Source organism: Desulfocurvus sp. DL1XJH-121 (genome assembly GCF_054819825.1).
Genome location: NZ_JBTVWW010000043.1, coordinates 1 through 10,891, shown reverse-complemented (window position 1 = coordinate 10,891; position 10,891 = coordinate 1). Strand labels below are relative to the sequence as shown.

The following is a 10,891-nucleotide window of genomic DNA, read 5'->3' as shown; positions in this document are numbered from 1 at the left end:
CCGTACCCCAACCAAGGGCGGCATGACCACGCTCATTTCATGGCCTACTGTCAGGTGATAACCATCTCAGCACAAAATTGGTGATATTATATTTTGTTGGATCAACGATTGGCCATCCGCTCCATGCCAAGTCATGGAATTACAAAATGTTTGCGCGCTTCATCCGTCTTGGATGACGTCGAGCAATACCTCACCTTCTTCGTAGACATGTAATACTTTATGCTCAGGCCCGGGCGTAGGACTCGAAGGGGTTCAGCTCGGGCTGGGTCAGGCCGTACACGGCGTGATCCCGGCCCGCGAGGAGCGCCCAGCGCTGGGTGCCGTATTCGAAATGCCACCACTCCGCGTGGTAGTTCACGAACCCCGCCTCGATCATCACGTGGTGCAGGAGCCTGCGGTTGGCCAGGGCCTCGGCCTCGCGGCCGTCCAGGGCCTCGCCGCGCTCCAGGCGCTCCTCGAAGTGCCGGGTCCAGGACACGGGCCCGGGATGGTCGAAGGCCGCGCCGAACCACAGGGATTCGCCGTCCACCGTGGCCAGGGCCAAATCCACCGCCCCGCCCGTGAGATGCGGGGAGGGCCGCGCCGGGTCCGTGCTCGGCGGGGCCACGAAGCGCGAGGCCATGTCCTCCAGTTCGCCGACTCCGGCCCCGGGGCGGGAACGGGCGAAGGCCGCGCGGCATTGTTCGAAAAGCGCGGTCTGGACCCGCATGCTGCGCCAGGTGTCCAGGATCACCAGCCGCAAATGGCCGGGCAGAAGCCCCTGGGCCGCGAGCAGCCGCCTGCGCACGCCCTCGCGGGCGTGGCATTCGGGCAGGGCCCCGGGAATGGCCGCGGCGAAATAGGCCGGGCGCACCAGAAACCGCTCCGGGGCCAGGGACAGGGGCACGAGCCGGTCGCCCCCCTCGGCCACGGGCACCGCGAAGACCTCGTCCCAGGACGGACTCGGGGCCGGGGCGATGGCCGGGGCCTGCGCGCGCATGGTCTGCTCCTCGGTCATGGGCCCTCCTAGTACCCCAGCGCCCTGGGCAGCCACAGGGAGATGGCGGGCACGAAGATCAGGAGCAGCTGGCAGCCCAGGGCCACCAGCACGAAGGGCCAGATGTGGCGGAACATCTTCTCCAAAGCCACGTTGCCCACCGAGGACACGATGTACACGCACGCGCCCATGGGCGGGGTGATCAGCGCGATGGTGATGTTCAGGGTCATGACGATGCCGAAGTGCAGCGGGTCGATGCCCGCGGCCTGGGCCAGGGGACTGAACACCGGGGTCAAGAGCACCAGGGCCGCGATCTCCTCCATGAACATGCCCACCACGAAGATGATGGCGCTGATGAGCAGAAGCACCATGGACGGGGTCTTGGCGTACTTCATGACCACCGGGGCCATGGCCTGGGGCACCTGCTCCGAGGACAGGATCCAGCCCACGATTGTGGCCGCGCCGATGACCACGAAGATCACGCTGGTCAGGCGCACGGTGCTGGACAGGGCCTTGAGCACGCCGGACAGGGTCAGCTCGCGGGTGCAGAACAGGCCCACCAGCAGCACGTACAGGCTGGCCACGGCCCCGGACTCCGTGGGCGTCATGAACCCGAAGAGGATGCCGCCGATGATGATGCCCGGGGCGATGAGGGCGGTGACGGCCCCGGCCCCTGAGCGCAGGAATTCCGAAAACGAGAAGCGCTTGTTCACGCGCGGCAGGTTCAGGCGCGCCGCGCTCACCCGGTGCATGAGCATGAAGGCCACGCCCAAGAGGATGCCCGGCAGGACCCCGGCCATGAACAGCGCGCCCACGTTGGTCTTGGTCATGGCCCCGAAGAGGATCATAAAGATGCTCGGGGGGATGATGGGACCGATGAGGGAGCTGCCCGCCGTGAGCCCGGCCGCGTAGGGCCCGGGGTAGCCGCCCTTCTTCATGGCCGGGATCATGATGGAGCCCACGGCCGAGGCGTCGGCCGCGGCCGAGCCGTTGACCCCGGCGAAGATGATGCTGGCCACCACGGTGACGTAGCCCAGCCCGCCCTTGAGGTGCCCGACCATGGCCTCGGCGAAGCGCAACAGCCTGGGGGTCAGCCCGGAACAGCCCATGAGCTCGCCCGTGAGGATGAAATAGGGGATGGCCAGCAGGGAGAAGGGCTCCATGCCGCCGTAGAACTGCTGGACCATGAGCCGGAACTGGGACAGGTCGCCCACGTAGGCGAACCCGGCGAAGGCCGTGGTCAGCATGGCCGCGAACAGGGGCAGGCCCGAGGCCAGCATGACGAAGAAGACCAGGAGCAGGACGATGCTCATGACGCGCCTCCCGCAGGGTCTTCATGGGACTGCCCGCCGTCCCCGTCCAGGGGAATGAACTGCGACAACGCGTATTCCACGAGCATCAGGGTCATGCCAACGGGCACGGCCAGCAGGGGCACGGCCTTCTTGATGCCCATGGTCATGATGGTCAACATGCGCAGCTTGTAGGCGTACTGGAAGCCCAGGACGATCATGGCCAGGAGCACGCAGATGAAAATCACGCGCCGGGCGTTCTCCACCACCCTGCGGCTCGTGCGCGGCAGCCGGGCCACCAGGATGTGGATGGCCATGTGCTCGCCGCGCTTCAAGGCCGGGGCCGCGGCCAGCATGACCATCCAGACCAGGGTGATCTTGGCCAGGTCCGTGGTCCACATGGGCGGGCGGTGGACCCGGGCGAACACCCCGAGCATCACGTCGGCAAGGTTGACGAGCAGGAGCGCCCCGGCCGAGACGAGGCAAAGGCGCTCCAGCGCGTCGGAAACCTTGAGGCAGATTGAGGCCGAGGGCCGCATTACTTGGCCTCGTTGGCCTTCTGGGCTTCGCTCCGGGCCAGGTCGATCCATTCCTGGTCCACCTGCTCCTTGAGCCACTTCACGTAGGAGGGGGTGCCCAGGGCCTTGAACTGGCCCATGTCCGCGACGGTGGGCCGGTAGACCTCCATGCCCTTGGACGCCAGGAACTCCACGCGCTTCTCCACCTGGGACTCCACGAACAGGCGGGTCTTGGCGTTGGCCTCGCGCGCGGCGGCGCGCACGGCCTTCCGGTCGGCGGCGGACAGGGAGTCCAGCAGCGCGCCGTTCATGAGCAGGAACTGGTCGGAATACTGGACGTTGGCCAGGCAGAGATGCTTCTGGACCTCGTACAGGCTGCCCATGATGATGTAGGTGGGCGGGTTCATCTGGCCGTCGGCCACGCCGGTCTTCAGCGCCAGGTAGACCTCGGTCCAGGGAATGGGCACGCCGGACGCGCCGAAGGCCTCGTACATGGCCACCTGGCTGGTGTCCATGGCCCGGTAGGTCAGGCCCTTGAAGCTGGCCGGGGAGTGGATGGGCTTGGTGCCGGTGAAGGCCAGGAAACCGCCCTCCTCGACCACTTCCAACAGCTCGATGCCTGTGCGCTCGCGCAGGGTCTTCCTGGCCTTGTCCATGAACTTGCTGCCGTCGAAGAAGACGTGGGCGGCCTTGTAGCTGTCGAAGAGGAAGGGGATGTTGGTGGCGAACATCTCCGGGAACACGGTCTGCAGCCCGCCGTAGGAGGCCACGTTGATGATCGGGTCGCTCATGGTCTGTTCCATGCGTTGCTCTTCGTTGCCCAGCTGGCTGTTGGGGAAGAGCGTGACCGTGATGCCGCCGTTCGTCGCCTTTTCCAGCAGGGACTTGAAGGTCACGGCGTAGTAGTGCACCGCGTTGTCGTCCTCGCTGGGCGGCCCGTTGTAGCTCATCTTCACGGAAGTGGCGGCCAGGGCGCTGGCCGGGATGGCGAGCATCAGCACCAGAAGCATCAAAAAGCGTTTCATGACGTCGACTCCTTCCTTGAGGTTGGTCTCTGCCGGGGCCGCGGGGCGGGTATGCCCCGCGCGCCGTCCGATCTACCCCCTGTCTCGCTCCGGACGCCTCCACGCCTCCGGTGCGGAAAATCCAGCGGCCCGCAGTCGCTTTTCCGTACGCCCGGAACTCTTGTTCCGCACGCGCGCCGCGCCTGCTCTTGACTATTTTATTGCATTACAATACTTAGTATTTATATTCAATTTATTGTAGTGTCCATAAAAGTCAAGGAATATTCATCCCGCCGGGGATGATGTTCGACGCGGAAAAGTCTATATTCCCGGCAGGACGCGCACACGGGGGGGAACATGAAGGACCAGAGCGGCAAACGGGACGACGCGCTGTTCGTGGCCTCGCTGGCCAAGGGCATGCGCGTGCTGGAGGCGTTCCACTGCAACAGGAAGAGCCTCGGCCTGACCGAGATCGCCGAGCTCACGGGCCTGAACCGCAGCGCGGCCCAGCGCTTCCTGCACACCTGGGAGCAGCTGGGCTACCTGTCCAAGGACCCGGTGAGCAAGCGCTTCACCCTCACGCCCCGGATCATGGCCCTGGGCTACGATTTCCTGCGCGCCAACAGCCTGGTGCAGACCGCCACCCCGTACCTCCTGGACGCCCGCGAACGCACGGGCAACTCCGTGTACCTGGGCGTGCTGGACGGCCTGCACGTCATCTATCTGGTGCGCCTGCCCCAGCGCTTCCTGCTCTTCGAAAGCACCCTGCCCGGCCGCCGCATCCCGGCCTTTTGCGGGGCCCGCGCCGTGTTCTCGCGCATGGACGAGGCGGACGTCCTGGCCGTCCTGCGGGCCTCGGACCACGAGCCCATCACCCCGCACACCATCGTGGGCGTGGACGAGAACATGGAGCAGGTGCGTCGGGCGCGCCAGCGGGGCTACTGCGTCACGGTGCAGGAATTCCTGGTGGGCGAAATCGCCGTTTCCGCGCCCGTCATCGACGGCCGGGGCAGGCCCCTGGCCGCCGTGTACATCGCGGCCCAGTTCGCGGACTGGCCCAGGGAGCGCGTGGAGCGCGAGCTGGCCCCGGTGGCCCTGGAAACGGCGGCCCTCATCGGCGCCCAGTTCTAGAGGGGAACCCCCCGTGCGCGCCGGACCGGCGCGGGACGGAAAAATGCAGGACCGGCGCGTATCGCGATACGCGCCGGTCCTGCATTTCCGCGGCGGCGAAGCCACGGGGAAGCGGTCGGCTAGCTGCGGGCGTAGGTCTCGAAGGGGTTCAGACGCGGCCTGATGCCCCCGTACACGGCGTAGCCCCGGCCCGACAGGAGCGCCCAGCGCCGGGTGCCGTACTCGAAATGCCACCATTCGCCCGGATAGTTCACGAACCCGGCCCCGGTCATGGCCGCGTGCAGGATGCGCCGGTTCTCCAGGGCCGAGTACGCGTGCTCGTCCAGAATCTCCCCGGCCTCCAGGCGCTCCTCGAAATGCCGGGTCCGGGACACGGGCCCCGGATGGTTGTAGGGCCCGCCGAACCACAGCAGCGCGCCGTCCATGGCGGTCAGGGTCAGGTCCACGGCCCCGCCGGTGCCGTGGGGAAACGGCTCTTCCGGGGCCAGGATGTAGCCCCGCACCATGTCCAGCAGCTCCTCTTCCCCGGCTTCGGGATGGGCCTCGGCCAGGGCCGCGCGGCAGAGGGCGAACAGCGACCGCTGCGCAGCCTCGCCGCGCCAGGCGTCCAGGGCCACCAGGCGCAGGTGCGGGGGCAGGAACCCCTGGCCACCAGAAGCCTGCGGCGCACGCCGTCGCGGGCCAGACATTCGGGGATGGCCCCGGTCACAGGCCCGCGGCGTGGTACACCGGCCGCACCAGGATCCGCTCCGGAGCCAGGGACAGGGGCGTGAGATGTTCCCCCACCTCGTTGACCGGCACGGCCAGGACCTCCTCCCACGTAGGGCGCGGTCCCTGTTCGATGGGCGGAATGTCGCCCGAGGTGTCATGGCAGCGCATCGAATCCCCCTGGTTCGAGTTTCCACAATATAACCCGTCACGGGGCTTTTCCTCAAGGGGCTGCGAACAACAAGTGTCCCGCAGCGCCATGGCGCTGCGGGACACTGAAATATCATGGCAAAAAGGCTCAGGCCTGGGCGCAGTCCGAAGGGTCGCCCTGGAGCTTGGAGATGGTGTGCACGAGGGTGGGCAGGAGGGGGTCGAGGTTTTCGGCCACGGCCTTGGGGCTGCCGGGCAGGTTGACCACCACGGCCCGGCCCAGGGTCCCGGCCACGGCCCGGGAGATGGCCCCGTGGGGCGTCTTGGCCAGGCTGGCCGCGGTCATGGCCCGCTCGTACCCGGGCAGCCGCCGCTCGATGACCGCCAGGGTGGCCTCGGGCGTGGTGTCGCGCGGGGCCACGCCCGTGCCGCCGCTGGTCAGCACCAGGTCATAGCCCTGGGCCAGGCAGAGGTCCGCGAGCAGGGCCTTGAGGGTCCCGGGGTCGTCGGGGATGATCCATTGCCGGGCGTGGCACACGGGCAGCGCCCCGGCCAGCCGCTCCTGGATGATGGGCGCGCACTTGTCCACACGCTCGCCGCGCGAGCCCTTGTCCGAGAGCACCACCACGGCGACGGCCAGGCCCTGGCGCGAGGCCGCGAACTCGTGCTCGCCGGGGGGCACGTCCACGGTGTCCAGGGCGGCGAGGAGCAGCCCCGTGCGGGACACGCCCTCGGCCTCGGCGGGCGGCAGGCGCAACACCGATTCCACCACCAGATCGCAGGGCCCGCCGGCGAGCCCCAGGCGCGTGCCCGCTGGCAGCGCGGGCAACAGCCCCGAAGAGGCCGAAAGAGCGGGACTGGGGGCCAGGGCCCCGGCCGGGACGGCCACGATGCATTCCCCCCGGGCCACCAGGGTCTGGACCGGAACGCTCAGGGTCAGGGGCGCGAAGACCTCGTTCATGACGCTCTCCTCGGAAGGCCGCCCCAAAACAGCAATCTGCTTCGTCGCTGCGCTGCTGCGAAAAATTCAAACCCTCGCGTACGGGGAATACGCTTCGGTCTTGACAATTTTGCAGGAAGCAAAATTGGTCGATGCAGCGAAGCACATCGCCCGCAGGGGCGCTGGCCACAACGGCCAGCGAACAATTTTTCTTGCGCCTTGCATCTCACTATTTTTGAACGGCCCTCATTAAATGGCTCTTCAATTACCAGCCATTAGCCGCCCGACGGGAATCAGGCCAGAAGCACGGCGATGATGCCCGCCAGGAAGATTCCGTCGAAAGTTCCCGCCCCGCCGATGGACAGCATGGGCGCGTCCAGGGCCCGCATGGTCCCGGGGTTCATGAGGTGCAGGATGTCCGCGCCCACCAGGGTGCCCACGCTGCCCGCCACGTAGGCGGCCTGGGGCCCGAAGCCCTCGGGCGCGAAGACCAGCGCGGCCAGTGCCGCCACCAGGGGCGGCAGGAGCACGGGCACGCCTATGCCCCGGCCCGGGACGGGCCGCGCCAGGAAATAGCAGGCCGCGGCCGTGACGCCCACGGCCAGGAGCATGCCGGGCGCGAGCCCGGTCTGCGAGAGGAAGAACAGGGACAGCGCGCAGGGGATCAAGCAGCCGCCCACGTTCACGGCCACCACCTGGTCCACCAGCTCGGTCTCGGTTTCCATGCGGTAGGGGGACCCGCCGCCGAAGGTCATGAACCCGCCGCGCAACACCGGGCGCTGCACCAGGCGCGCGGTCCTGTGCACCGGGATGTTCGCCCCGCTGCCCATGAGGGTGGCCAAAAGGATGCCGAAGGCCTGCAAGGGCGTGAGCCCCAGCTTGCCGAAGGCCACGGTGACCAGCCCCACCTGCACGAACACGAAGGTGAGGATCAGAAACAGAAACAGGCCCAGGGCCGCCATGATCACGAAGGGAAAGCTCAGAAACGGTCTCATCGGCCATCCGTCCCGGCGCAACGGGGGTTTCGCTCCACGGGAAAATGCTATAATTTCTCGTGAGCTTCGAAAGTACTTCAAGCCACTGCCGAAGTAAAACCTAAGCACGTTTTGCGGAGTGTCCATGAAAGGCATCATCCTCGCGGGCGGTTCGGGCACCAGGCTGCACCCCCTGACCCTGGCGGTGAGCAAGCAGCTCCTGCCCGTGTACGACAAGCCCATGATCTACTATCCCCTGTCCGTGCTCATGCTGGCGGGCATCCGGGAAATCCTGCTCATCTCCACGCCCACGGACCTGCCGCGCTTCAAGGACCTGCTCGGCGACGGCTCGCATCTGGGCCTGTCCATCTCCTACAAGGAGCAGCCCCGACCCGAGGGCCTGGCCCAGGCCTTCATCCTGGGCGAAGAGTTCATCGGCTCCGACACCGTGAGCCTGGTGCTGGGGGACAACATCTTCTACGGCCAGGGCCTGTCCGTGACCCTGCAGGCTTGCTCGGCCTTGGAAAAGGGCGGAATCGTGTTCGGCTACAAGGTCCGCGACCCCCAGCGCTACGGCGTGGTGGAGTTCGACGATCTGAACAACGTCATCAGCATCGAGGAAAAGCCCGCCGCGCCCAAGAGCAAGTTCGCGGTCACGGGGCTGTATTTCTACGACAACGACGTGGTGGACATCGCCAAGGGCCTGAAGCCCTCGGCCCGGGGGGAGCTGGAGATCACCGACGTGAACAACGCCTATCTGCGGCGCGGGGACCTGAAGGTGGAATTCTTCGGCCGGGGCCTGGCTTGGCTGGACACCGGGACCCACGAGTCCCTGCTCCAGGCCGCCAACTTCGTGCAGGCCGTGCAGGACCGCCAGGGCGTGGTGGTGGCCTGCCTGGAGGAGATCGCCTGGCGCCGGGGCTACATCACCCTGGAGCAGATGGCGCGCCTGGCCGACTCCCAGCAGAAGACCGGCTACGGCCGCTACCTTCTGGATCTGGTGGCGGACCAGGCCTGAGCGGCCCAGAGGGCGCAAAAAAGCCAACGCGCCGGGTGCGGACCCGCGCGTTGGCTGTGATGTTTCCCTTGACTGCGCGCGCCTCAGAGGTCAGCGTGCGCTCTCTTCGGGCTAGTGGCCGCCGTGCTGCTTGATGCGGTACAGGGCCACGCCCACGATGACGGCCATGTAGATGAAGATCAGGCTCACACCCAGGTAGCCCTGGGGAGTGCTGTGGTAGGCATTGGTGATCAGTTCGCCGACTACGCTCATGACCGTTTCTCCTTGATTGACGTTACGATCGCCAAAATTGTCTGAAAAACCTAAAAAGTCAAGAGTCCCGCGCGGGGAAATACAACCATGAGCGAATTATTTCACAAAGGCCAGGAGTTGGATCTGGCCATCGAAAAAATGGCCTCCGGCGGCCGGGGCCTGGGCCGCGTGGACGGGGCGGTGGTCTTCGTGGACGGCGCCCTGCCCGGCCAGAGAGTGCGCGCGCGGGTGACCAAGGCGGCCAAGCGCTTCGCCGAGGCCGACTGCGTGGAGGTGCTGGAGCAGAGTCCGCACTGGACCGCGCCGTTCTGCCCGCATTTCGGAACCTGCGGAGGCTGCGCCTTCCAGGATCTGGACTATGCCCAGCAGCTGGCCTGGAAGACCGAACACGTGCGCGACCAGCTGGCGCGCATCGGCAAGGTGGCCGATCCCGTGGTGCGCCCCTGCGCGGCCTCGCCCGAGACGCGGGGCTTCCGCAACAAGATGGAGTTCGCCTTCGCGGGCGGGGGCGCGGACAGGCCCCTGGCCCTGGGCCTGCATCGTCGGGGCTCGGCGAGCATCGTCAGCGTGGAGCAGTGCGCGCTGATGCCCCTGGGGGGCAGCGCGGACGCGCCCGGCGAGGCCATGGCCATGCTGCGGGAGATCCGCGAATTCTGCCGGGGCACGGGCATTCCCGCCTGGGACCCGCGCACCAACCAGGGCCTGTGGCGCTTCGTGGTGCTGCGCCAGTCCCAGGGCGGCCAGCAGGCCCTGGCCCAGATCATCACCTCGCCTCGCGCCGACGGCGGGGCCGTGCGTTCCCTGGCCGAGGCCCTGCACCGGAGCTTCCCGCGCCTGGTCTCCGTGGCGCACTCCACGCGCAAGGACAGAACCGCCGTGGCCCAGGGCGAAAAAACCGTCTTCGCCACGGGCGGCGGGGGCATCACCGAGATCCTGGGCGGCCTCACCTACCGCATCTCCCCGGACGCCTTCTTCCAGACCAACACCGCGGCGGCCGAGCTGCTCTACGCTGCGGCCCGCGAGGCCTGCGAACTCACGGGCCAGGAGCACGTCCTGGACCTGTACTGCGGCTCCGGGGGGCTGGCCCTGGCCGTGGCCGCAGGCGCGAACACGGTCACCGGCGTGGAGAGCGTGAAGGCGGCGGTGGCCGACGCCAAGGCCAACGCCAAGGCCAACCGCATCGCCAACTGCCGCTTCAAGACGGCGGACGTGCTGGAATTTCTGAAGGACCCCAAGCTCGTGGCCGACGTGGTGCTCGTGGACCCGCCGCGCTCGGGCCTGCACCCCGGAGCCGCTGCCGAGCTGTTGCGCCTGGCCCCGAAACGCATCGTCTACGTGTCCTGCAATCCGGCCACCCTGGCCCGGGACGTGGAGCTCCTGGCCCCGGGCTACGCCCTGGCCGAGGCGCGCCCCTTCGACCTCTTCCCCCACAGCCCGCACATCGAATGCGTGGCTTTGCTGAAGGGCTTGAAATAAACTCCAAAGCCCTGTATCAGGGCTGTGAACATTCGCACAATCAGGGAGGAACACATGGACTTCTTCTTCTTTATTCTGGGTATCGTCGGCGTGGGGCTTTGCCTGTATTACGTCAAGCAGTCCTGGAAAAACGGCGTCTACTAGACCCTTCCGATCCCATCCGACAGCCAAGCGCCCCCTCGGCGACGGACTTCCGTCCGCCGCGAGGGGGCGCTTTTTCTTTGCCGATTGCGGATGATTTTCCTTGGTGATTTGATCGAAAGCGGACGGCTGACTGTGCGCCGCGATACGTGCGCGGCGCGGGGGAGACAGCTGGTTCAAACGCTTTCGCATTTGAACCAGCTGGCAAAGGGGCCGGGGGGAAGGAGGCTTTCCTTTTCCGCGGCCGTCCCGGCAGACCGTGGCCCCTTGGGCGAAAAGCCCGCTCCAGAGCGTGGTCGCCGGGACGACGAGCT

At 67.1% G+C, this 10,891-nt stretch carries 12 protein-coding genes; 3 read left to right on the top strand and 9 right to left on the bottom strand.

Annotation, left to right across the window (positions count from 1 at the left end; genetic code table 11):
* Positions 1-223: 223 nt before the first annotated feature.
* Genes ACYYG1_RS16980 through ACYYG1_RS16965 form a run of 4 tightly spaced genes read right to left on the bottom strand, consistent with a single transcriptional unit; the run spans position 224 to position 3,808 of the window.
* Positions 224-997 (bottom strand): M15 family metallopeptidase, encoded by a 774-nt coding sequence (locus ACYYG1_RS16980; protein ID WP_461211523.1) that lies wholly within the window; start codon positions 995-997, stop codon positions 224-226.
* 8 nt (positions 998-1,005) lie between these two features.
* A complete protein-coding gene (locus ACYYG1_RS16975) occupies positions 1,006-2,289 on the bottom strand; it encodes a TRAP transporter large permease (protein WP_461211522.1) in 1,284 nt (427 codons plus the stop codon).
* Positions 2,286-2,804, bottom strand: coding sequence for a TRAP transporter small permease (locus ACYYG1_RS16970; RefSeq protein WP_461211521.1), 519 nt, complete (start codon positions 2,802-2,804; stop codon positions 2,286-2,288). Before ACYYG1_RS16970 ends, ACYYG1_RS16975 begins: the two co-directional genes overlap by 4 nt.
* Complete coding sequence (locus tag ACYYG1_RS16965) at positions 2,804-3,808, bottom strand: TRAP transporter substrate-binding protein (protein WP_461211520.1); 1,005 nt, start codon at positions 3,806-3,808, stop codon at positions 2,804-2,806. Before ACYYG1_RS16965 ends, ACYYG1_RS16970 begins: the two co-directional genes overlap by 1 nt.
* A 336-nt stretch (positions 3,809-4,144) precedes the next feature.
* Between ACYYG1_RS16965 and ACYYG1_RS16960 the strand changes: the two genes are divergently transcribed.
* Positions 4,145-4,918 carry an IclR family transcriptional regulator gene (locus ACYYG1_RS16960; protein ID WP_461211519.1) on the top strand — a complete coding sequence of 258 codons (774 nt, stop codon included), beginning with the start codon at positions 4,145-4,147 and terminating at the stop codon, positions 4,916-4,918.
* A 119-nt stretch (positions 4,919-5,037) separates the two neighbouring features.
* Here ACYYG1_RS16960 and ACYYG1_RS16955 read toward each other — a convergent pair whose 3' ends face one another.
* From ACYYG1_RS16955 to ACYYG1_RS16940, 4 genes are all read right to left on the bottom strand, one after another.
* Positions 5,038-5,607, bottom strand: a complete 570-nt coding sequence (locus ACYYG1_RS16955; RefSeq protein WP_461211518.1) for a M15 family metallopeptidase — start codon at positions 5,605-5,607, stop codon at positions 5,038-5,040.
* Positions 5,608-5,623: 16 nt separating this feature from the next.
* Positions 5,624-5,797 carry a hypothetical protein gene (locus ACYYG1_RS16950; protein ID WP_461211517.1) on the bottom strand — a complete coding sequence of 58 codons (174 nt, stop codon included), beginning with the start codon at positions 5,795-5,797 and terminating at the stop codon, positions 5,624-5,626.
* Positions 5,798-5,924: 127 nt separating this feature from the next.
* Positions 5,925-6,737 carry a MogA/MoaB family molybdenum cofactor biosynthesis protein gene (locus ACYYG1_RS16945; protein WP_461211516.1) on the bottom strand — a complete coding sequence of 271 codons (813 nt, stop codon included), beginning with the start codon at positions 6,735-6,737 and terminating at the stop codon, positions 5,925-5,927.
* Between the two features lie 272 nt (positions 6,738-7,009).
* Positions 7,010-7,711, bottom strand: coding sequence for a DUF1614 domain-containing protein (locus ACYYG1_RS16940; protein ID WP_461211515.1), 702 nt, complete (start codon positions 7,709-7,711; stop codon positions 7,010-7,012).
* Between the two features lie 124 nt (positions 7,712-7,835).
* On the opposite strand from ACYYG1_RS16940, the gene rfbA reads away from it, so the two are divergent.
* Entirely contained in the window at positions 7,836-8,708 is an 873-nt protein-coding gene (gene rfbA, locus ACYYG1_RS16935) for a glucose-1-phosphate thymidylyltransferase RfbA (protein WP_461211514.1), read from the top strand.
* A gap of 111 nt (positions 8,709-8,819) precedes the next feature.
* Here rfbA and ACYYG1_RS16930 read toward each other — a convergent pair whose 3' ends face one another.
* The gene (locus tag ACYYG1_RS16930; protein ID WP_461211513.1) at positions 8,820-8,960 is read right to left on the bottom strand and encodes a hypothetical protein; all 141 of its coding nucleotides are present in this window, start codon (positions 8,958-8,960) and stop codon (positions 8,820-8,822) included.
* Positions 8,961-9,047: 87 nt separating this feature from the next.
* Between ACYYG1_RS16930 and rlmD the strand changes: the two genes are divergently transcribed.
* A complete protein-coding gene (rlmD, locus tag ACYYG1_RS16925) occupies positions 9,048-10,436 on the top strand; it encodes a 23S rRNA (uracil(1939)-C(5))-methyltransferase RlmD (protein WP_461211512.1) in 1,389 nt (462 codons plus the stop codon).
* Positions 10,437-10,891: the final 455 nt, after the last annotated feature.

Coding starts and splice junctions, on each gene's coding strand:
- rfbA (WP_461211514.1), top strand. CDS start 7,836: ATGAAAGGCATCATCCTCGCGGGCGGTTCGGGCACCAGGCTGCACCCC.
- ACYYG1_RS16970 (WP_461211521.1), bottom strand. CDS start 2,804: ATGCGGCCCTCGGCCTCAATCTGCCTCAAGGTTTCCGACGCGCTGGAG.
- ACYYG1_RS16965 (WP_461211520.1), bottom strand. CDS start 3,808: ATGAAACGCTTTTTGATGCTTCTGGTGCTGATGCTCGCCATCCCGGCC.
- ACYYG1_RS16955 (WP_461211518.1), bottom strand. CDS start 5,607: ATGTCTGGCCCGCGACGGCGTGCGCCGCAGGCTTCTGGTGGCCAGGGG.
- ACYYG1_RS16940 (WP_461211515.1), bottom strand. CDS start 7,711: ATGAGACCGTTTCTGAGCTTTCCCTTCGTGATCATGGCGGCCCTGGGC.
- ACYYG1_RS16975 (WP_461211522.1), bottom strand. CDS start 2,289: ATGAGCATCGTCCTGCTCCTGGTCTTCTTCGTCATGCTGGCCTCGGGC.
- ACYYG1_RS16980 (WP_461211523.1), bottom strand. CDS start 997: ATGACCGAGGAGCAGACCATGCGCGCGCAGGCCCCGGCCATCGCCCCG.
- rlmD (WP_461211512.1), top strand. CDS start 9,048: ATGAGCGAATTATTTCACAAAGGCCAGGAGTTGGATCTGGCCATCGAA.
- ACYYG1_RS16930 (WP_461211513.1), bottom strand. CDS start 8,960: ATGAGCGTAGTCGGCGAACTGATCACCAATGCCTACCACAGCACTCCC.
- ACYYG1_RS16950 (WP_461211517.1), bottom strand. CDS start 5,797: ATGCGCTGCCATGACACCTCGGGCGACATTCCGCCCATCGAACAGGGA.
- ACYYG1_RS16945 (WP_461211516.1), bottom strand. CDS start 6,737: ATGAACGAGGTCTTCGCGCCCCTGACCCTGAGCGTTCCGGTCCAGACC.
- ACYYG1_RS16960 (WP_461211519.1), top strand. CDS start 4,145: ATGAAGGACCAGAGCGGCAAACGGGACGACGCGCTGTTCGTGGCCTCG.